We start from the raw sequence: 22,006 nt of genomic DNA, 5'->3' as shown, positions 1-22,006 counted from the left end.
CCCCCAGTTCATCACGCTGACCACGGCGTGGGGTTTCGGTGGGTGCCAGCGCACGCGAATTCCAGCTCGTGTCACGAATTGCTCCCCACGCAACCGGGTTTTCCCTAATTCTGCCCAGGTGGGACGCCGGAGCCATCACCAGCGTGGGTAGTTCCGGGGCTACCGCCACGGCCGGTGCCCGGCGGCCGCGGCGTTTTGATCCGCGTCAGCGGCGGGGCACCGACGGGCAGCAGGCGAGGAGCTCCACCGGGCGTCGTAGCACCACGTCGGGACCGGCGGCGAGCAGTTCCGCCTCTTCGGGGCCGGCCCACAGCGCGGCGGCCGTGGCGACGCCTGCGCCTCTGGCGCTGGCCACGTCAGTCGGTGCGTCGCCGACCATGATGGCCCGCTCGGCGGGCACGTCGAGCAGGCTCAGCGCGTGCCGCACGATGTCCGGGGCCGGCTTGGGCCGGGCAACCTCGTCGGAGCCGATCACCTGCGCGAAGAACGGGAGCAGGCCCAGCCGGTCGAGCAGCGAGCGCGCCCTCGGCCCACTCTTACCGGTGGCGATGGCGAGCCGCAGGCCGCGCACCCGCAGTGTCAGCAACAGCTCGACGATCCCGTCGAAGACCTGCACCTGGTCGGCGAGGCGGTAGCTCTCGCGGACGAACGGCTCCTGCATCTCCAGCGGCAGGTCCATGATCCGCATGATGTCCGGGAAGTAGCGGCCCAGGTGGCGCCGGTACTCCTCGAAGGGTGCGGGACCGTCGCCGACGACCTCGGCGTAGGCGATGGCGAAGGCCTCGCTCATCACCGCGAAGCTGTCGACGACGACCCCGTCCAGGTCGAAGATGACGGCGTGCCGGACCGGTACGGACGTGTCGGTCACGGCGGCTGGCCGCTTGACCAGGGGGACTGCCATGGGCACCTCCGGATCTACTGGAAGGCGGGCTCCGCCCGTCGGGCGCGGGCCGAACGGGCCGACGTGTAGAAACTCTCGATCATGCGGACGATCGGGCGAGCCTCGGCGACGGCCTTGCCGCGGTTGTCCGGGTCCGCCAGCATCGCGGCGAGGCCGTCGAGCTGGCGCCGGTACTCGACGCCGATCTGCTCGGTCGGCACCGCGAGCCGCGTCGCGGCGCCCTCCCGGGTCACCGTCAGCACGGGTTCGGGCTCCCGGTTGGGGCTGAAACCGAACGTGCACCTCAGCTCCGCAGTGCCGGCACTGCCCTCGACCTGGATCGACGACACGTCCCGTGCCTCGTGCGACGCCCAGCTCGCCCGCAGGGCGACCGAGACGCCGTCGTCGCGGACCAGGAAGCCGCGAGCGGTGTCCTCCACGTCGGCGGTGTCGGCCCCGGGCTGATCCCGCCGCCATGCCGCACGCCAGGCTCCGGCGTTGACGAAGTCGTCCGACGTCACGCCGACCACCTGCGTGAACCGGACCGGGCCGAGCAGGAACGCGAGGGTGTCGAGCAGGTGCCAACCGAGGTCGAACAGCACTCCCCCGCCGGCCTTGTCCCGCCGGGTGAACCAGCCGCCCGCCCGCGGTACGCCACGCGCCCGGACCCAGCCCAGGTCGACGTGCCGGATGTCGCCCAGGTCCGGCAGGATCCGCCGCAACGCCTCGATGTCACCGCGGTACCGGATGGCGCTGCCGGCCAGCAGCATCCCGCCGCCGCGTTCAGCCGCCGCGAGGACGTCGACCTCGGCCGAGGTCAGGCACACCGGCTTCTCAAGAAAGACGGAGACCCCGACGGCAAGCAGGGCGCCCGCCACCTGCGCGTGCAGGTAGTTGGGCACCGCGACGACGGCCAGGTCGACCGACCGTGCGGTGAGCGCGTCCACCGAGGGGTACGCGGTGACGCCCGTCGCCTTCGTGAACGCCTCCCGCGAGGCCGGGTCGGCGTCGACGGCGGCGACCACCTCGAAGTCGGTGTGTTCGCGCAACAGCGGCAGCCACAGCTCCCGCCCTGCCCAGCCGAGCCCGACCACCGCCACCCGGACGGTCATGCCGTGGCCACGGCGTCGGCGATGATCGCAGCCGTTGCGTGCATCTCCGGCTCCCCGGCCAGCAGGATCCGGTGGTGCAGCCAGACGCAGTCCCGGCTGATGGCGTCGGTGTGGGGGCAACGCTCGGCGATCGCCTCCAGGCTCTCGTCGGGTGCGCCGATCTCCCAGAAGGCGTCGGTGCGGTAGATCGCGCGGAACGCCGCGAAGGCGGGCAGACCGGCCTCGACGAGCCGATCGACCAGAGCGTTGCGGTTCTCCTCGCTGATCCCGGGGATCCGGAACATCGCCATGTAGTGCGAGTTGCGGTCGGCGCGCATGTCGCCGCCCTGCGGCACGACCCCGTCGATCGCCCCGAGCAGCCGGGACAGCAGCGTCCAGCGCTCGTCGCGTACCGCGATCTGCCCGTCGAGGCGACGCAGCTGCGCCCGCAGCACGGACGCCGAGAACTCGTTGAGACGTAGGTTGGAACCGGCGATCCGGTGGAGGTACCGGCGGTCGTCCCGGGGCCGGCCGCAGCTGTGCCGGAGAAACGCCGTCTCGTACTTCTCACTCTCGCCCTCGGGGAACACCAGAGCGCCGCCCTCGCCCGCGGTCATCAGCTTGCCGTTCTGGAAGCTGAACGCGGCGATGCTGCCCAGCTGACCGACGCGCTTGCCCTGCCAGCGCGCGCCGTGCGCGTGCGCGGCGTCCTGCAGCATCGGCACGCCGGTCTCCGCGGAGATCTTCGCCAGCGCGTCCATGTCCGCCATGAGACCGGCCATGTGCACCGGCATGATCGCCTTGGTGCGCGGTGTGATGGCGGCGGCGACCGCGGCAGCGTCGATGTTGTAGGTGTCCGGGTGGACGTCGACCGGGATCGCGACCGCGCCGAGCCGCTGGGCTGCCTGGGAGGAGGAGATGAAGGTGAACCCGGGCACGATGACCTCGGTGCCCGGCCCGACGCCCATGACCTGGAGGGCCAGTTCCAGCGCGTGCGTTCCGTTCGTGACCGCCAGCGCGTGCTCGGCGCCGTGGTGGTCGGCGAACTCGCGCTCGAAGGCGTCCACCTCCCCCCCGCCCATGCGCCACCACTGACCCTGCTCGAGCGCACGGATCAGGCCGTCCCGCTCGGCGTCGTCGTACTGAGGCCACACGGGAAATTCTGGTGCCTGGCGCGCGTTCATGTCTCTCCGATTCTCCGTAGTGGGTCCGATTGAGAAAAAGCATGATCGGCCGTGCGGCGAGAGAATTGTAAGCTCAGCCTCTCCGGTCAGAATATGAATCCGCTCGGCGGTGCGCATCCCTTGATCTGGTAGTCGTCGGCACGTCATCCAGGCAAAAAGCGCGGTATGAGGCGAGCGCCCGTCGAGCAGTTCGATTCCGTGATGGACGTGGTGCCCGAGCGCTGCGGCTTCACGGAGAAGCCGCGTTTCCCGGGGTTTGCCATGATGCCGGCCACAACAGTGCCCGGCGGGGAAAAATGCGGGCGGAATGGCAGCGGGTCGTCGGGGTTCAGCCCGAACGGTGTGGCGTTCACGGCGATGGTCAGCACCGTCCAGGTCCGCCTCCGGCCGAGGTGACGGTCCGGCCCGGTCGTCACGGCCTGTCCCGGACGTCCGTGAGGTGCCCGCGCAGCATCTCCGCGACGCAGAAGGCGAGCTCGACCGACTGCTCGGCGTTGAGCCGCGGGTCGCAGGCAGTCCGGTAGCGGGTGGGCAGGTCGGTCTCGGCGACGGCCGAGGAACCACCGAGGCACTCCGTCACGTCCTCGCCGGTCACCTCGACATGGATGCCGCCGGGATGGGTGCCGATTTCGCGGTGCACCTCGAAGAAGCCGGCGACCTCGTCGACCACATGGTCGAAGTGCCGGGTCTTGTACCCGTTCCCCGCCGCTCGGGTGTTGCCGTGCATCGGGTCGCACTGCCAGACCACCTGGTGCCCGGAGGCTTTGACCTTCTCCACAATCGGCGGCAGAACCTCGCGGACAAGGCCGTGCCCCATCCGGCTCACCAACGTCAGCCGGCCCGGCGTGCAGTGCGGGTCGAGACGCTCCACGTACTCGACGGCCAACTCCGGGGTCACACTCGGCCCGATCTTGAGACCGATCGGGTTGGACAGCAGCTCCGCGAACGCGACATGGGCACCATCGAGCTGACGGGTGCGCTCACCGATCCACAGGAAGTGGGCAAGCCCGCTCGCCAGCCGGGGCTCGGGGCCGCTGGCGTCCGCCCACAGCACGGCACGCTCGTAGTCGAGCAGGAGCATCTCGTGGCTGACGTAGACCCCGCTCGCGCAGAGCCTACGGACCACGTCCATCGCGCCGGCCGCGTGGGCGTGGGCCCGCAGCATTCGTTGCGGGTCGGGCGTTCTGGCGACGGGGGTGGGTTCTGCGGAGTTGATGATGTCGCCGCGGTAGACCGGCAGCCCCAGCGCGTCCACGGCATTGGACCGGGGCTTGGCGTACTGCCCGGCCATCCGCGCGATCTTGACCACCGGCAGGCCTGCGGCGTGGGTGAGCACGGCGGCCATCTGCAACAGGATCCGCAGGTTGGCTCGCAGGTGCGACTCGGTGTTGTCGGCGAAGGTCTCGGCGCAGTCGCCGCCCTGCAGCAGGAACGCCTCGCCGTGGGCAACCGATGCGAGCAGGTCGGACAGCCGCGCGGTCTCGTCCGGCGCCACGATCGGATCGGCTTGGTGTAACTGCTCGATGACGGCGCCGGCCCGCTCCAGGTGCGGCCAGCACGGCTGCTGTGCTGCGGAGCGGGCAAGCGCCTCGTTCAGCCGACGGGCCAGGAGCCGGTCCACCGGACAGGGGGCGTGGGCCGGGCCTCCGGTGTCGGCCGGCCGCTGCGGAAACCGTCTCATGCCGGTGCCGCATCGGCCGTGCCGGCTCCGACGTCGTCCACCGCGCTGGACTGCCAGAACATGCCGACCAGGTTCCTGCCCTCCGGCAGGTTCACCGCGGTCTTCCCGCCGGCACTGGCGGCGCCCAGCCGCCGGATGACCTCGGCGAGCGACGTGCGTACCCCCGAGCCGACGAACACGTCGTACGACCGGTCCCCGAGTCGGACCGGCACTGCCTCTCTCACGGCGCCTTCTCCACGACTTCCCGCGAGGGCTTGGGCACGAGGTCCGCAGCCCGCACCAAAGCCTCACCGCCGTAAAAGACCCACGCGAACCGGCCGTACTCCTGGCACGCGGTCCGGCAGAAGTCGACGAACCACGCGAACGGACGCCCCTCGTTCTTCATCATTCCCCAATCTGGTTCGTACGGGCGCGAACTCAGTCGAGGTCGCCGGAGAGGATGCCCGCCAGCAGCATCCGGTGCTCGTTGTCGTCGATGATCGTGCGCACCTGCTCACGACCGTTGCGAATGGTCAGGTGCCGGCGTTGTCGCATGAAGACCTGACCGTTCTCGACGGTCCGGCCACACAGGATTTCCTGGGTGTCGTCCCGCCCCGGATCCGCCACAATTTCCCGGAAGTTGTCCTCCATCTCCTTCCAGTCGCTCCATTGCCGGGGCTTCATGGTGAAGGTGTAGACGACGCTCCAGCGGGTGGCCACTCCCCTGCGCTGCAGCGCGATCCCGGATTCGTGGTCGACCAGCCGGAACTGGCTCCCGTACTGGGTCTGCACCGCGTCGCAGACCCGCAGCGGCTCGACGTAGGTCGGGCCCGGGTAGCCGACGTCCACCAGCCATTCGTCGCCGTCCAGGACAACCCGGCTGAACATGTGCTCGATCTCGGTCCCAAAGTTCTGCCGGCCTTCCGTGGTGCTGCCGGCCATCAGGGTGACGTCGTAGCCCAGCTCGCGGAGCAGCCGATGGAACAGGCGGTTCAGGTGGTAGCAGACGCCGCCGTGCCCGTCGACGATGCTCCGCTCGAACACCACGTCGTCGTCGAGGTCGACGATGTCTATCCCGTCGATGAGGGCATAGGCAGCGCTGCTGTACGGAATCGCCATAAGATGCTTCTTCTGCAGCTTCCGCAACGTCTCGATGTTCACACCCGCCTCTCCGTCGCAGCCGATACGCCGGAGATAGCCATCCACGTCGAACATGTCATCACCTTCTTTCAGACGGAGCTCACCAACGGGTCGCGGCCTGGTCACCGCAGATCAGCTCGTGCAGGTGCTCGGCGATCATTTCTGGTGTCGGATAGGCAAAGACGAGATTGGCGGCGATCTTCCTGTCGGTGATGTCGCGCAGCCGGTTGCGGAGCTCGATGGCGGTGAGCGAGTCGAAGCCGATCTCGAAGAGGCCCTGATCCACGTCGATGTGGTGGGTCGCGCTGTGGCCCAGCACCGCGGCCACCTCGGCCCGCACCAGGTCGAGCAGGACCTTCACCTGCTCGGTGGTGGCCAGTCCGGCCAGCCGCTCGGATAGCTGCCCGCGCTCGTCGCCGACGGCCCCGGTGTGCGCCAGTTGCCGGCCGGACCGGACCAGGTCACGCAGCATGTGGGGCACCACGGCACCCGCCGCCGCGTCCGCGCGCACACCGCCCAGGTCAAGTTTGGCGGGCACCAGCAGCGCCTGCCCGGAGCCGACAGCGGCGTCGAAGAGTTTCAGGCCTTCCGCGGATGTCAGTGCCAGGAGTCCCCCGCGTCGGCTCATCCGCGTCCTGGCGAGCTCGTCGGTGCCGGCCGCCATGCCGGTGGTCTGCTCCCACAGGCCCCACGCCAACGACAATCCCGGCAGGCCCAGCGACCGGCGGTGAGCCATCAACCCGTCGAGGAACGCGTTCGCGGCCGCATAGCTACCGCTACCGGCGCCCATGAACACCGACGAGACCGACGAGTAGACGACGAACGCGTCGAGGTCCGAGGTGCGGGTCAGTTCGTCCAGGTGCCGGACCGCATCCACCTTCGGCGCGAACACCTCCGCCAGCCGCTCCGGCGTCACCGTCCCGATCACCCCGGCATCCGAGACGCCGGCCGTGTGCACGACAGCGGTCGGGCGATGCTCCGTCAGCAGGGCCGCGACCTGGTCGCGGTCGGACATGTCACAGGCCACGACCGACACCGCCGCGCCCTGCCCGGTGAGGTCGGTGACGAGAGCCGCCGCGCCCTCGGCATCCGGGCCGCGCCTACTGGCCAGCACCAGACGCCGCACACCGTGCCGGGTGACCAGATGCCGGGCCACGAGCCCACCCAACGCCCCGGTGCCACCCGTGACCAGAACCGTCCCTTCCGGGCCGAACACCGCCGCGGCGTCCGTCGGCCGACCGGTGGCGCGGGTGAGTCGAGGCACCGACAACGCGGTGCCACGGACGGCAACCTGAGGTTCCCCGCTCGCCAGCACCGAACCCAACACGGATTCCGCTCCGTCGCCGGAGGCCGGGTCGAGGTCGACCAGGATGATCCGGTCGGGGTTCTCGGCCTGGGCCGCACGGACCAACCCCCACACCGCCGCACCCGCGGGATCACTCACCACACCGTCACCGGCGGGCACCGCGCCTCGCGTCGCGACCACCAACCGGGACTCCTCGAACCCACCCCCATCGAGCCAGCACTGGACCACATCCAGTACCTGGGTGGTCAACCCCAGCACGTCACTGCCGCCGCCGACCGCTTCCAGGACCGCCACCGCCGGGGCGTTCACCGCCCCCGACAGCACGTCGTCGGCCAGGGTCGCCACCCGCTCCGCGTCGGCCACCGGCACCCACGACGGTGCACGCTCACCGGAAGCCGAGGGCAGCCCGGTCCACTCCACCCGGAACAACGAGTCGGCGCGCACGGCACCCGCCGCCGCGGCATCCAACTGCTCGCTGGACACCGGCCGGCCCATCAGCGAGTCCATCGTCACGACCAGGCCGCCGGCCTCGTCCACGGCCTCGAGCGACATCGCGGCTGGTTCGGGTTTCGTGACCCGAACGCGCATCGCCGCGGCACCGGCCGCGTGCAGTCGCAGCCCGTTCCACGCGAACGGCAGCGACAGCTCCCGCCTCTCCGGTTCGCCGTCGGTGTCGCCAGCAGCCGCCGCGGCGTGCAGCATGGTCGAGTGCAGGGCCGCGTCCAGCAGCGCGGGGTGGAGGCCGAACCTCCCGGCTTCCTTGCGGTGCTCCTCGGGCAGTGCGACTTCGGCGAAGGTCTCCTCGCCCCGCCGCCACACCGCCCGCACGGCCTGGAACGTCGTCCCGTATCCGTACCCCACCTGCGCGAGCCGACCGTAGCCGCCGCTGATCTCCACCGGCTGCGCGCCGGGCGGCGGCCAGGCGGTGAAGTCGAACCGCTCATGCGCGGCGGGTGCGCTCGTCAGCACGCCCGTGGCGTGCCGGGTCCACGCACCCGCGCCGGCGTCGTCGCGTCGGGAGTACACGTCGACCGTGCGCGAGCCATGCTCGTGCGGTCCGCTGAGCGCGACCTGCACGCGGACACCGCCCTGCTCGGGCACCACCAGCGGCGCCTCGATCACCAACTCGTCGAGCACCGAGCACCCGGCCTCGTCACCGGCCCGCACCGCCAGCTCGACCAGCCCGCTACCGGGGACGATCACGACACCGCCGATCGCGTGATCGGCCAGCCACGGGTGTGACCGCAGCGACAACCGTGAGGTGAACACCAGCCCGTCGGACTGCGGCAGCTCCACGACAGCACCGAGCATCGGGTGTTCGGCCGCCGACTGACCCAACGACGCCGCGTCGGTGGCAGGTTCGGTCGCGTGGAGCCAGAAGTGCTCGTGGTCGAAGGCGTACGTCGGCAGGTCCACCCGGGTGGACGCCGTCCCAGCGGGCAGGGCCGCGGTCCAGTCCACGACCACGCCGCGCACGAACAGCTCGGCCATCGAAGCCAGCAGGGACCGGTCCTCCGGGCGACCGTCACGCAGCGCCGGAACACACATCACCTCGACGGCCGTCTCCGCGACCACTGCCGTCAGCGCCGCACCCGGACCAAGCTCCACGAACAATGCCGCACCGAACTCCACCGCCGCCGCGATCCCATCAGCGAACCGCACCGGCCGGCGCACATGCTCAGCCCAATACCCCGGGTCGGCCAGCTCACCGGGTTCGGCGAGCCGCCCGGTCACATTCGACACCACCGGAATCACCGCCGGCTGCCACACCACATCCCCGAGCACCGCGGCGAACTCGGCCAACATCGGCTCCATCCGTCGCGAATGGAACGCATGCGACACGACCAGCTGCTTCGTCCTGTGCCCCCGCTCCCGCAACCGATCAGCCATCGCGAGGACCGCGTCCTCATCACCGGAGAGCACCACCGACGACGGGCCGTTGACCGCCGCGATCTCCACGCCCTCGCCCAACAACTCGGCGACCTCCACCTCACCGGCCGCCACCGCCGCCATCGCCCCACCCGGCGCCAACGCCTGCATCAACCGACCGCGAGCCGCCACCAACCGCGCCGCATCCGCCAACGACAGGACCCCCGCGGCATACGCAGCCGAAATCTCACCCACCGAATGCCCCAGCACCACATCCGGGCGCACCCCCCACGAGGCCACCAACCGAAACAACGCGCTCTCCACCGCGAACAACCCCGCCTGTGTGAACACCGTCTGATCCAGAAGATCGCCACTACGCGGCACCCGACCCAACACCACATCCCCCACCAGGTGATCCACCCACCCGGCAAGACACGAATCCAGATATCCACACGCCTCGTCAAACGCCTGCGCGAACACCGGGAACCGGTCATAAAGCTCCCGGCCCATACCCACCCGCTGCGAACCCTGACCCGGAAACACCCACCCGACCCGGCCCACCACACCCGACGCAGCCATCCTGCCGACCACCAGACCGGGCGCGGTTTCACCGCTTGCCAGCGCCTGCAATCCGGCCAGCGTTTCCGCACGAGACCCCGACACCACGACGGCACGCTCGCCGAACACGGCCCGATCGGAGACCAACGCACCGGCCACCCACGCCGGCGACGCCGCACCGGGCTTCGCGACGAACGCCGCCAGCCGCCTGGCCTGGCCCGCCAACGAACCGGCACTACGCGCCGAGACGACCAACGGCACCACCGCGTCAGGCGTCTCGTCGGAAACCGGCCGCGCCTGCTCAGGCGGGGCTTCCTCGATGATCAGGTGCGCGTTCGTCCCGCTGATCCCGAACGACGACACGCCCGCCCGACGCGGATGACCGTTGCGCGACCACTCCCGGGCCTCGGTCAGCAGCTCGACCGCGCCTGCGGACCAGTCGACCTGGGTCGTGGGCTTCGTGACGTGCAGTGTCGGGGGCAGGACATCGTGGCGCAGCGCCTGCACCATCTTGATCACGCCGGCCACACCCGCCGCCGACTGCGCGTGGCCGATGTTCGACTTCACCGAGCCCAGCCACAACGGCTTCCCGGGATCCCGGCCCTGCCCGTACGTGGCCAGCAGGGCCTGCACCTCGATAGGATCTCCCAGCGCCGTCCCGGTTCCGTGCCCTTCCACGATGTCCACATCAGTCGGGGAGAGGCCGGCGTTCGCCAGGGCCCGACGGATCACGCGCTGCTGCGACGGCCCGTTCGGCGCGGTGAGACCGTTGGAGGCACCGTCCTGGTTCACCGCGCTGCCCCGCAGCACGGCCAGGATCCGATGGCCACGTTCCCGCGCCACCGACAGGCGTTCGAGGACCACCACGCCGACACCCTCGGCCCAGCCGGTGCCGTCCGCGTCGTCCGCGTACGCCTTGCACCGCCCGTCGCCGGCCAGGCCACGCTGCCGGGAGAACGCCACGAAGGTGCCCGGCGTCGCCATCACGGTCACCCCACCGGCGAGCGCCATCGCGCACTCGCCCTGCCGCAGCGACTGAGCGGCCAGGTGCATCGCCACCAGCGAGGACGAACACGCCGTGTCGATCGTGACCGCCGGGCCCTCGAGACCGAACACGTACGAGACCCGGCCGGAGGCCACACTCGACGCCCCGGCCGTGCTCGCGAATCCCTCCAGCTCAGGCGCGGGGACACCGATCCCGTAACCCTGCGCGGAGACCCCGGTGAAGACGCCGACGTCGGTGCCGTTCAGCGAGATCGGGTCGATGCCGACGCCCTCCAGGGCCTCCCACGACGCTTCGAGCAGCAACCGCTGCTGCGGATCCATCGCCAGCGCCTCACGCGGTGAGATCCCGAAGAACCCCGCGTCGAACATCCCGGCGTCCGGTAGGAATCCGCCCTGGCTGGTGTAGGACGTACCCCTGCGGTCGGGGTCCGGGTCGAACAGGCCCTCCAGGTCCCAACCGCGGTCGTCCGGAAAGGGCGACACACCCTCGCGACCCTCGAAGACGAGCCGCCACAGATCGTCCGGATTCGCCACCCCACCCGGCAACCGGCACGCCATTCCCACGATCGCGATCGGCTCGTCGGGATCCGCAACCGCGACGACCGTCGTCGGCGCACCGGCCACCGTGTCACCCAGCTCGTCCCGCAGGTAACGCGCGAGTGCCACCGGCGTGGGGTAGTCGAAGACCAGCGTCGCGGGCAGCTTCGACCCGGTCGCCTCGCGCAGCCGGTTGCGCAGCTCCACCGACGTCAACGAGTCGAATCCGGCCTCCTTGAACGCCGTGTCCGGCCGTACGGCCTCCGCACCGGAGTGCCCGAGCACGACCGCGACCTGACCGCGCACCAGGTCCAGCAGCAGCGCCTCCCGCTCGGCCGGCCCGAGACCGGCCAGCCGCCGAACCAGCCCACCGTCGCCGGCGGAGGCCGCACGCGCCTGCTGCCGGCTCGGCCGGACCAGGCCGCGTAGCAGGTGTGGAACGTTCACGGGGGTCGCCCGCAGGTCCAGCTTGACCGGAACCAACAGCGCCTGCCCGGAACCCACGGCGGCATCGAACAGGCCCATGCCCTCGGCAGGCGTCATCGCCAGGACACCACCGCGGCTCATCCGCGCCTGGTCGGCACCGCCCAGGTGAGCAGTCATGCCGTCGGTCTGCTCCCACAGGCCCCACGCCAGCGACACGCCCGGCAGACCGGCCGCCCGACGCGCGGCGACCGCCGCGTCCAGGAAGGCGTTCGCCGCCGCGTAGTTGCCCTGACCGGCGGACCCGAAGACACCGGACGCGGACGAGAACACCACGAACGTGTGGAGATCCAGCTCCCGGGAGAGCTCGTCGAGGTGCCGCACCGCGTCCACCTTCGGCGCGAAGACGGTGGCCAGCCGGTCCGGGGTCAACGCACCGATCACGCCGTCGTCCAACACGCCCGCCGTGTGCACCACGCCCGTCGGACGGTGCTCCGCCAGCAGGGCCGCCACCTGATCCCGGTCCGACACGTCACACCCGACCACCGAGACCGCCGCGCCCCGCTCGGTCAGCTCGGCGACCAACTCTCCCGCACCGTCGGCATTCCGACCCCGCCTGCTGACCAGGACCAGCTGCCGTACCCCGTGCCGGGACACAAGATGCCGCGCGACCAGAGCGCCCAGCGACCCCGTGCCTCCGGTGACCAGGACCGTCTCCGCCGGGCCGAACACGGCGGGGACATCGCTCGCCGCAGCGGTGACGCGAGCGAGCCGGGGAGCCGAGAGTGCGCCGCCACGAACCGCGACCTGTGGCTCACCGGAGGCCAACACCACCCCCAACACCTGTGCGACGGCACCGTCGAGGTCGAGATCCAGCAGGACGATCCGGTCCGGGTTCTCGGCCTGAGCGGAACGCACCAGACCCCACACCGCCGCCGCAGCGGGGTCAACCACCACGCCGTCACCGGCGGGCACCGCGCCCCGGGTCACGACCACCAGCCGCGACTCCTCCGGCCCGGCGCCGAGCCACGCCTGCACGACGCCCAGCACCCGCGAGGTGACGGCCAGTGCGTCGTCCGCACCGACCGCCTCCAGCACCGCCACCGCGGGCGCGTCGTCGGCAAGAGCCGCGACGTCGTCGATGGTGGCCACCGACGCCCACGAAGGCGAGGGCTCCCCGGAGGCCACGGGCAGGACAGTCCAGTCCACCCGGAACAGCGCGTCGCGGGTGCCCGCCGCCGCGGCGTCCAACTGCTCGGTGGATACCGGCCGGGACACCAGCGAGTCCACCGACAACACGAGGGCGCCGGTCTCGTCGGCCGCCTCCACCGAGATGCCGCTGGGCCCGTCGGCTACCAGGCGTACGCGCAGCGCGGAGGCGCCCGCGGCGTGCAACGCCATCCCGTTCCAGGCGAACGGCAGCACCGGCGGCCCGGATTCCTCCGCCGCCGCGGCACCCAGCATGCCCGCGTGCAGGGCGGCGTCCAGCAACCCGGGGTGGATGCCGAACCTGCCCGCTTCCGTGCGCAGGTCCGCCGGCAGCGCGACCTCGGCGAACACCTCCTCGCCCCGCCGCCACACCGCCCGCAACCCCTGAAACGACGGCCCGTACGCATAGCCACGCTCGACCAGATCGGCGTAGAAGCCCTCGGTCTCGACCGGCCGTGCACCCGGCGGCGGCCAGGCTGCGAAGTCGAACCCGGAGCCCCGTCCCGCCGGCCCGGCCGACAGCAGTCCCGTGGCATGCCGGGTCCAGGCGTCCCCGTCGCCGTCGCGCAGCGAGTACACGTCCACCGTGCGTGACCCGGTCTCCCCCGGACCGTCCACCGACACCAGGACCCGCACCCCGCCGCGCTCCGGGACGACCATCGGCGCCTCGATCACCAGTTCCTCGAGCACCGAGCACCCGACCTCGTCGCCCGCGCGGACCGCCAGTTCGATCAATCCGGTGCCCGCGACGAGCACCACTCCGCCGATCTCGTGATCGGCCAGCCACGGATGCGACCGCAGCGACAGCAGCGACGTGAAGACCAACCCGTCCGACTGCGGTAACCGCACGACCGCACCCAACAGCGGATGGTCGACCGCCGACTGCCCCAGGGACGTGACGTCCGCCGCCGGGTCGCCGGGCGGCAGCCAGTAGTTCTGGCGGTCGAACGCGTACGTCGGCAGGTCCACGTGCCCGGTCACCGGCGGAAGCATGGTGGTCCAGTCCACGGCCACGCCGCGCACGAACAGCTCGGCCACCGCAGCCAGCAACGACTGGTCCTCCGGGCGGCCGTCCCGCAAGGCCGGAACAGAGCGCACCTCGGCGTCCACCGCTGCGGCCGTCTCCGTGACCATCGCGGTCAGCACCGCCCCCGGACCGAGTTCCACGAACAGCGTGCCGCCGTACTCCACCGCCGCCGCGATTCCGTCAGCGAACCGCACCGGCCGGCGCACGTGCTCGGCCCAGTACCGCGGGTCGGCGAGTTCGCCGGGTTCGGCCAGCCGCCCGGTCAGATTCGAGACCACCGGAATCACCGGCGGCTGCCACACCACATCAGCGAGCTCCGCGGCAAAGGCGGCCAGCATCGGCTCCATCCGCCGCGAATGGAACGCATGCGACACCACCAGCCGCTTCGTCCTGCGCCCCCGATCCCGCATCCGATCGGCCACGGCGAGGACCGCCTCGTCGTCACCGGAGAGCACCACCGACGACGGACCGTTGACCGCCGCCAGCTCCACACCCGCGCCCAGCAGCTCGGAGACCTCCGACTCACTCGCCGCCACCGCCACCATCGCCCCACCCGGCGGCAACGCCTGCATCAGCCGAGCCCGAGCCGCCACCAACCGCGCCGCGTCGGCCAACGACAGGACCCCCGCCGCGTACGCGGCCGTGATCTCACCGACCGAGTGCCCGAGCACCACATCCGGCCGCACCCCCCACGACGCCATCAACCGGAACAGGGCGCTCTCCACCGCGAACAGCCCTGCCTGCGTGAACACCGTCTGGTCCAAGAGGTCGCCGCCGCCCGGCACCCGGCCCAGAACCACCTCCCGCACCGGGTGATCGACCCACCCGGCCAGACCCGAGTCCAGAAACCCACAGGCCTCGTCCAACGCCCGCGCGAACACCGGGTACCGCTCGTAGAGCTCACGCCCCATGCCCACCCGCTGCGAACCCTGCCCCGGGAACACCCACACCACCCGGCCCGCCACACCCGAACCGGTCACCAGGCCGGGCGCGGTCTCACCACCGGCCAGCGCACCCAGCCCGGCCAACGCCTCCTCGGTCGAACCCGCGAGCACCACGGCGCGCTCACCCAGCAGCGCCCGTTCGGAGACCAACGCCCCGGCCACGCGCGCCAGCGGTGCCTCGTCAGACCTGAGGAACGACGCCAGCCGGCCCGCCTGGGCCGCCAGGGAGGCCGCGCTGCCCGCCGACACGACCAACGGCACCGCACCGGTGGGCGTCTCCGCCGAGACCGGTGCCTCCTCGTCGACGGGTGCCTCCTCGATGATCACGTGCACGTTGGTCCCGCTGATCCCGAAAGCGGACACCCCGGCCCGACGCGGATGACCGTTGCGCAGCCACTGCCGGGCCTCGGTCAGCAGCTCGACCGCGCCGGTGGACCAGTCGACCTGCGGCGTCGGCTCGTCCACGTGCAGCGTGGGCGGCAGGACACCGCGGCGCAGCGCCTGCACCATCTTGATCACGCCGGCCACACCCGCAGCCGCCTGCGTATGACCGATGTTCGACTTCACCGAGCCCAGCCACAACGGGTTGTCCGGCTCCCGGCCCTGCCCGTAGGTCGCCAGCAGCGCCTGCGCCTCGATCGGGTCGCCCAGGGGGGTTCCCGTTCCGTGGGCCTCCACGACATCCACGTCGGACGGCACCAGACCGGCGCCGGCCAGCGCCTTGCGGATCACCCGCTGCTGCGCCGGACCGTTCGGCGCCGTCAGGCCGTTCGACGCGCCGTCCTGGTTCACCGCGCTGCCCCGCAACACGGCCAGGATCCGGTGCCCACGCTCGCGCGCCACCGACAACCGCTCCAGCACCACGACGCCGGCGCCCTCGGACCAGCCGGTGCCGTCGGCGGCCGCGGCGAACGCCTTGCTCCGCCCGTCGGCGGCCAGCACCCGCTGCCGGGAGAATGCCACGAAGGTGCCGGGCGTCGGCATCACGGTCGCGCCGCCGGCCAGCGCCATCGAGCACTCCCCCAGCCGCAGTGCCTGCGCGGCGAGGTGGATGGCCACCAGCGACGACGAACACGCCGTGTCGATCGTGACCGCCGGTCCCTCGAACCCGAACGTGTACGACACCCGGCCGGACGCCACGCTCGACGCCGAGCCCGTGCCCGCGAAGCCCTCCAGCTCCGGCGTGATCGCACCGGCCCCGTAGCCCTGGGTGAACACCCCGGAGAACACCCCGACGTCGGTGCCCCTCAGCGACACCGGGTCGATACCGACGTTCTCCAACGCCTCCCACGACGTCTCCAGCAGCAACCGCTGCTGCGGATCCATCGCCAGCGCCTCACGCGGCGAGATCCCGAAGAACCCCGCGTCGAACATCCCGGCGCCGCCCAGGAAGCCGCCCTGGCTGGTGTACGTCGTGCCGGGGCGGTCGGGGTCCGGGTCGAACAGGCCCTCCAGGTTCCAGCCCCGGTCGTCGGGGAAGTCGGAGAGGGCGTCGACCCCGCCGGCGACCAGTCGCCACAGGTCTTCCGGTGAGGACACCCCACCCGGGAAGCGGCACGCCATGCCCACGACGGCGAGGGGCTCGTCAGCATGCCGCGAGCCCTGCTGCTTCAGGGTGTGCAGCTCGGCCGTGACGCGCTTGAGGTACTGGAGGAGTCTCTCGTTCGTGGTCATTCTCGTCAGTCCTCACGAAGATCTTGATGGGGCGGGAAGCCTCGAAGCGGTGTCAGCCGAGGCCAAGCTCCGCGTCGATGAAGTCGAGGACCTCGTCGGCGGACGCGGATTCGAGCTGCTCGGCAACCGTGGCGACGTCCGCCTGCTCGCGGACTCCGTTGCACTTGGCCACCAGGCCCTGAAGGCGAAGCGTGATGGCGGCTCTCGTCGACTCGTCGAGAGCCAGGGTGCCGATCAGCGACTCGACATCGGCGATCCTGGTGTTCACCTGGGAGAGCGCGTCGCCGCCCGTCCCCAGCTCATCGCGCAGGTGGCGCGCGAGGACGAACGGAGTGGGGTAGTCGAACGCCAGCGTGGCGGGCAGCTTCAAGCCGGTCGCCTCCCGCAGCCGGTTACGCAGCTCCACCGACGTCAACGAGTCGAACCCGGCATCCTTGAACGCCCCGTCCGCCCGAACAGCCCCCGCACCCGAATGCCCGAGCACCGCCGCAACCTGACCACGCACCAGATCCAGCAACAGCGCCTCCTGCTCCGCCGCGGCGAGCCCGGCCAGCCGCCGCACCAGCCCACCGTCCCCGCCGGCCACGGCCCGCGCCTGCTGCCGTCCTGGCCGCACCAGACCGCGCAGCAGGTGCGGCACCGCACCGCCGGCGCGTACTCCCCGCAGGTCCAGCTTGACCGGCACCAACAGGGCCTGTTCGGAGGCCAGCGCGGCGTCGAAGAGCTCCATGCCCTCCGCCGCCGTCATCGCCCGCACCCCACCGCGGCTCATCCGCGCCTGGTCTGCCCCGCCGAGATGTGCGGTCATGCCCGTGGCCTGCTCCCACAGGCCCCACGCCAACGACAACCCGGGCAGACCGGCCGCCCGGCGGTTCACCATCGCCGCGTCCAGGAAGGCGTTCGCCGCCGCGTAGTTGCCCTGACCGGGAGAGCCGAACACCCCCGACCCGGACGAGAACACCACGAAGGCGTCCAGGTCCAGGTCCCGGGTGAGGTCGTCGAGGTGCCGCACCGCTGCCACCTTGGGTGCGAAGACGGTGGCCAGCCGGTCCGGGGTCAACGCGCCGATCACGCCGTCGTCCAGCACGCCCGCCGTGTGCACCACGCCCGTCGGACGGTGCTCCGCCAGCAGGGCCGCCACCTGATCCCGGTCCGACACGTCGCACGCGACCACCGAGACCGCCGCGCCCCGCTCGGTCAGCTCGGCGACCAGGCCCGCCATGTCGTCGGCGTCCGGCCCCCGCCGGCTGGCCAGCACGAGACGCCGCACGTCGTGCCGGGTGACCAGGTGCCGGGCCAGCACCGCCCCGAGCACTCCCGCACCGGAAACCAGGACCGTCCCTTCCGGGCGGAACACGGTGGGCGCGTCCGGCGGCTGACCGTCGGCACGAGCGAGGCGCGGGACAAGGCAGGCCGTCCCGCGCACCGCGATCTGGGGCTCCGCACTGCCCAGCACCGAACCCGGCAGCTGCGCGAGGTCGCCGTCGGGGTCGAGGTCGAGCAGGGTGATCCGGTCCGGGTTCTCGGCCTGGGCGGAACGCACCAGACCCCAGACCGCCGCCGCAGCCGGATCAGCCACCGCACCGTCACCGGCGGGCACCGCACCCCGGGTCACGACCACCAGCCGCGACTCCTCCGGCCCATTCAGCCAAGCCTGCACGTCCGCCAACACCCGCGAGGCCACCGCCAGCGCGTCGTTCTCGCCGGCCACTTCCAGGACCACCACATCGGGCCGACCGTCGAGCGACGGCGCTTCCACCGCGGCAGCGGGCAGTTCGATCCACTCCACCCGGAACAGCGAGTCGCGAGTCTCCGTCGTCGCGGCGAGCTTCTCGACGGACACCGGCCGGGACACGACCGAGTCGACCGTCACCACCAGCCCGCCCGCCTCGTCTGCCGCCTCCAGCGACATGGTTCCGGCTGCGCTGGGCACCAGCCGCACCCGCAACGCCGAGGCTCCCGAGGCGTGCAGCGCCAGCCCGGTCCAGTCGAGCGGCAGCCGCAGTTCGTCGGTGCCGTCTCCGGCGCTCAGCAGGATCGGCTGCAGGGCCGCGTCCAGCAACGCGGGATGCACACCGAACCCGCCGGCCTCCGTACGCATGTCGTCCGGCAGGGCGACCTCGGCGAACACCTGCTCGCCCCGCCGCCACACCGCGCGCACGCCCTGGAACGAGGGCCCGTACGCATAACCACGCTCGACCAGGTCGGGGTAGAAGTTCCCGACCTCGACCCGCTGCGCACCCGACGGCGGCCACGCCGTGAAGTCGAATCCCTTCGCCGGCGCCTCTGTGGCGGACAGAACTCCGGTGGCATGCCGCGTCCACCCCTCCCCGCCGTCGTCGCGCAGGGAGTACACCTCCACCGTGCGTACCCCGTTGTCGCCCGGACCGCCCACCGCGACCTGGACCCGGACCGCGCCGTGCTCGGGCACGGCCAGCGGCGCCTCCGTGACGAGTTCGTCCAGCACCGGGCACCCGACCTCGTCACCGGCGCGCACCGCCAATTCGACCAGCCCACTGCCGGGAAGGAGCACCACACCACCGATCGCGTGGTCCGCCAGCCACGGGTGCGACCGCAGCGACAGGCATGAGGTGAACACCAGCCCCTCGGATCGGGGCAGTTGGACCATCGCGCCCAACAGCGGGTGATCCACCGCCGACTGACCCAGCGACGCCGCGTCGGTCGCGGCCTCCTCGGTCTGGAGCCAGAAGTGCTCGTGGTCGAACGCGTAGGTCGGCAGGTCCAGATGCCCGGAACCGGGTGGCAGAACACCACTCCAGTCGACCGTGACGCCTCGAGTGAACAGCTCGGCCATGGAGGTCAGGAGCCGCCGCACGCCCCCGTCCTCCCGGCGCAACGTGCCCGCCACCACGACATCGGCGTCGTCCACGATCTCGCTGATCGGCTGGACCACGACCGGGTGGGCGCTCACCTCCACGAACACCCGATATCCCTGCTCGACCAGGTCGGCCACCGCCGGCCCGAAGCCCACCTGGTGGCGCAGGTTGCGGTACCAGTAGCCACCGTCCACGATCCCGGCGTCCCGGATCCACCCACCGGTCACCGTCGAGTAGAACGGCACCCTCGGCGCCTGCGCCTCGATCCCGGCCAACGCCTCGGCGAGGGTGTCACGAATATCCTCCACATGCCGGGTGTGCGAGGCGTAGTCCACCGCCACCCGCCGCACCCGAACACCCTGGCCTGAGAGGACCTGCAACGCCTCGTCCAACGCCTGAGCGTCACCGGCGACCACCACGGACGACGGGCTGTTCACCGCCGCCACCTCGACCCGATCAACCCACGGCCGCAACCGGGCGGCCGCCTCGTTCTCCCCCAACACGACCGACGCCATGCCGCCCCGGCCGGACAGCTTCGTGGCGATGGCCCGGCTGCGCAACGCCACCACCCGCGCCGCGTCGTCCAACGACAACGCACCAGCCACACAGGCCGCCGCGATCTCGCCCTGCGAGTGGCCCACCACCGCATCCGGAACGACACCCACCGACGCCCACACCGACGCCAGACCCACCATCACCGCGAAGCTCGCCGGCTGTACCACGTCGACCCGATCCAGGATTCCGGGAGCGGTCTCGCCACGTAGCACATCCACGAGCGACCAGTCGATCCACGGCGCCAGGGCGTCGGCACACTCCGAGATCCGCTCCGCGAAGACCGGCGAGGAATCCAGCAGGTCCCGGCCCATCGCGTGCCACTGCGAACCCTGACCCGGGAACACCCACGCCACCTTCCCCGGCAACCCGGCGCTGCCGGTCACCAGGCCAGCTGCGCCCTCGCCGCGGGCCAGCGCGGCCAGACCGGCGAGCGCCTCCGCACGAGACTCGGCCACCACCACGGCGCGCTCACCGAGCAGGGCCCGGTCGGAAACCAACGCCCCGGCCACACCTGCCAGCGGCACCCCACCCGACTCCAGGTACGACGCGAGTCGACCGGCCTGCCCGGCCAACGCCCCGGTGCTGCGCGCCGACACCACCAGCGGCACCACAGCGTCGGGCGACGTCTGCTCAGCCGGCGCCGGTTCCTCGGGCGCCTCCTCGATGATCAGGTGTGCGTTCGTCCCGCTGATCCCGAACGACGACACGCCCGCCCGACGCGCACGGTCGCCGCGCGGCCACCGGCGCGCCTCGGTCAGCAGCTCCACCGCACCCGCCGACCAGTCCACCTCGGCGGTGGGCTGCTGCACATGCAGTGTCGCCGGCAGGACGCCGTGCCGCAGCGCCTGCACCATCTTGATCACGCCAGCCATGCCCGCGGCCGCCTGGGTGTGCCCGATGTTCGACTTCACCGAGCCCAGCCACAGCGGGCGCTCCGGGTCCCGGCCCTGGCCGTAGGTGGCCAGCAACGCCTGCGCCTCGATCGGATCACCGAGCACCGTGCCCGTGCCATGGCCCTCGACGACGTCCACGTCGGCCGGCGAGAGCCCGGCATCGGCCAGGGCGCTGCGGATCACCCGCTGCTGCGACGGACCGTTCGGCGCCGTCAGCCCGTTCGACGCGCCGTCCTGGTTCACCGCGATGCCCCGCAACACCGCCAACACCCGATGCCCACGTTCGCGCGCCACCGACAGGCGCTCGAGGACCACCATGCCGACGCCCTCGGCCAGGCCCATCCCGTCCGCGCCGTCCGCGTACGCCTTGCACCGTCCGTCGGTGGCCAGCCCTCGCTGCCGGGAGAATGACAGGAAGGAGCCGGGTTGGGCCATCACCATCGCACCGCCGGCCAGCGCCGCGGAGCACTCACCCTGCCGCAGCCCCTGCACGGCGAGGTGCATCGCCACCAACGACGACGAGCACCCCGTGTCGACCGTCACCGCGGGCCCCTCGAAGCCGAACACGTACGACACCCGGCCGGTCGCGATGCACGGAGCGGCACCCGTACCCGCGAAACCCTCCAGTTCCGGGGCGACCTGACGACCGGAGCCGGCCCCGTAGCCCTGGCTGGACAACCCGGCGAAGACACCGACGTTGCTGCCTTTCCACGACAACGGGTCGATGCCCGCCCGTTCCATCGCCTCCCAGGAGGTCTCCAGCAGCAACCGCTGCTGCGGGTCCATCGCCAGCGCCTCACGCGGCGAGATCCCGAAGAACCCGGCGTCGAACAGGCCCGCGCCGTCGAGGAAGCCACCCTGGCTCGTGTACGACGTGCCCGGACGGTCGGGGTCCGGGTCGAAGAGGCCGGCGAGGTCCCAACCCCGGTCGGTGGGAAAGCCCGCAACAGCGTCAGTCCCGTTCGCCACCACGTGCCACAGGTCCTCGGGCGAGGACACCCCGCCCGGATACCGACACGCCATTCCCACGATGGCGATCGGCTCCCGCGCCTGGTCCTCGACCTCGCGCAGCCGCTTGCGTGCGTCGCGGGCATCGGCGATGGCCCTCTTGAGGTAGTCGCGGAGTTGTACCTCGTCAGCCACTGAACTCAGCTCCCAGGAGATGTCCGTGTGCGGGTCGGGCGGTGCGGGTCGGGCGGTGCGGATCGGGCGGT

9 protein-coding genes and 1 pseudogene are annotated in these 22,006 nt (G+C 71.6%); all 10 read right to left on the bottom strand.

All coding sequences use genetic code 11. The features are described from left to right. Positions 1-205 precede the first annotated feature (205 nt). The 10 genes and pseudogenes from SNR22_RS06605 to SNR22_RS06560 all read right to left on the bottom strand — a co-directional run bounded on the left by SNR22_RS06605 (position 206) and on the right by SNR22_RS06560 (position 21,935). Positions 206-901 carry an HAD-IA family hydrolase gene (locus SNR22_RS06605; protein WP_320065562.1) on the bottom strand — a complete coding sequence of 232 codons (696 nt, stop codon included), beginning with the start codon at positions 899-901 and terminating at the stop codon, positions 206-208. A gap of 14 nt (positions 902-915) precedes the next feature. Then, entirely contained in the window at positions 916-1,992 is a 1,077-nt protein-coding gene (locus SNR22_RS06600; RefSeq protein ID WP_320065561.1) for a Gfo/Idh/MocA family oxidoreductase, read from the bottom strand. After that, on the bottom strand, positions 1,989-3,155 hold the full coding sequence (gene rifK, locus SNR22_RS06595) for a 3-amino-5-hydroxybenzoate synthase (protein ID WP_320065560.1): 1,167 nt from the start codon (positions 3,153-3,155) through the stop codon (positions 1,989-1,991). The genes SNR22_RS06600 and rifK overlap by 4 nt, the downstream gene beginning before the upstream one ends. Before the next feature lie 143 nt (positions 3,156-3,298). Next, entirely contained in the window at positions 3,299-3,523 is a 225-nt protein-coding gene (locus SNR22_RS06590) for a hypothetical protein (protein WP_320065559.1), read from the bottom strand. A gap of 44 nt (positions 3,524-3,567) precedes the next feature. Next, on the bottom strand, positions 3,568-4,836 hold the full coding sequence (locus SNR22_RS06585) for a 3-deoxy-7-phosphoheptulonate synthase class II (RefSeq protein WP_320065558.1): 1,269 nt from the start codon (positions 4,834-4,836) through the stop codon (positions 3,568-3,570). A gap of 38 nt (positions 4,837-4,874) precedes the next feature. Continuing rightward, positions 4,875-5,060 (bottom strand): annotated as a pseudogene (locus tag SNR22_RS29355) (hypothetical protein); the annotation flags it as partial. Then, positions 5,057-5,224 carry a hypothetical protein gene (locus SNR22_RS06575; RefSeq protein ID WP_320065557.1) on the bottom strand — a complete coding sequence of 56 codons (168 nt, stop codon included), beginning with the start codon at positions 5,222-5,224 and terminating at the stop codon, positions 5,057-5,059. The pseudogene SNR22_RS29355 and the gene SNR22_RS06575, both read right to left, overlap by 4 nt. A gap of 29 nt (positions 5,225-5,253) precedes the next feature. Further along, positions 5,254-6,030, bottom strand: coding sequence for an arylamine N-acetyltransferase (locus tag SNR22_RS06570; protein ID WP_320065556.1), 777 nt, complete (start codon positions 6,028-6,030; stop codon positions 5,254-5,256). A 25-nt stretch (positions 6,031-6,055) separates the two neighbouring features. Further along, on the bottom strand, positions 6,056-16,507 hold the full coding sequence (locus SNR22_RS06565) for a type I polyketide synthase (RefSeq protein ID WP_320065555.1): 10,452 nt from the start codon (positions 16,505-16,507) through the stop codon (positions 6,056-6,058). Positions 16,508-16,559: 52 nt separating this feature from the next. Continuing rightward, the gene (locus SNR22_RS06560) at positions 16,560-21,935 is read right to left on the bottom strand and encodes a polyketide synthase (protein WP_320065554.1); all 5,376 of its coding nucleotides are present in this window, start codon (positions 21,933-21,935) and stop codon (positions 16,560-16,562) included. Between the last annotated feature and the right edge of the window lie 71 nt (positions 21,936-22,006).

Source organism: Micromonospora sp. RTGN7, assembly GCF_033804645.1.
Classification (GTDB): Bacteria; Actinomycetota; Actinomycetes; order Mycobacteriales; family Micromonosporaceae; genus Micromonospora.
Note: the sequence above shows the minus strand (reverse complement) of the source record. Positions and strands in the feature narration are given on the sequence as shown.

Bases quoted from the DNA above. Each gene is read 5' to 3' on its own strand.
- SNR22_RS06565 (WP_320065555.1), bottom strand. From the start codon at position 16,507: ATGACCACGAACGAGAGACTCCTCCAGTACCTCAAGCGCGTCACGGCC.
- SNR22_RS06605 (WP_320065562.1), bottom strand. From the start codon at position 901: ATGGCAGTCCCCCTGGTCAAGCGGCCAGCCGCCGTGACCGACACGTCC.
- SNR22_RS06585 (WP_320065558.1), bottom strand. From the start codon at position 4,836: ATGAGACGGTTTCCGCAGCGGCCGGCCGACACCGGAGGCCCGGCCCAC.
- SNR22_RS06575 (WP_320065557.1), bottom strand. From the start codon at position 5,224: ATGATGAAGAACGAGGGGCGTCCGTTCGCGTGGTTCGTCGACTTCTGC.
- rifK (WP_320065560.1), bottom strand. From the start codon at position 3,155: ATGAACGCGCGCCAGGCACCAGAATTTCCCGTGTGGCCTCAGTACGAC.
- SNR22_RS06570 (WP_320065556.1), bottom strand. From the start codon at position 6,030: ATGTTCGACGTGGATGGCTATCTCCGGCGTATCGGCTGCGACGGAGAG.
- SNR22_RS06600 (WP_320065561.1), bottom strand. From the start codon at position 1,992: ATGACCGTCCGGGTGGCGGTGGTCGGGCTCGGCTGGGCAGGGCGGGAG.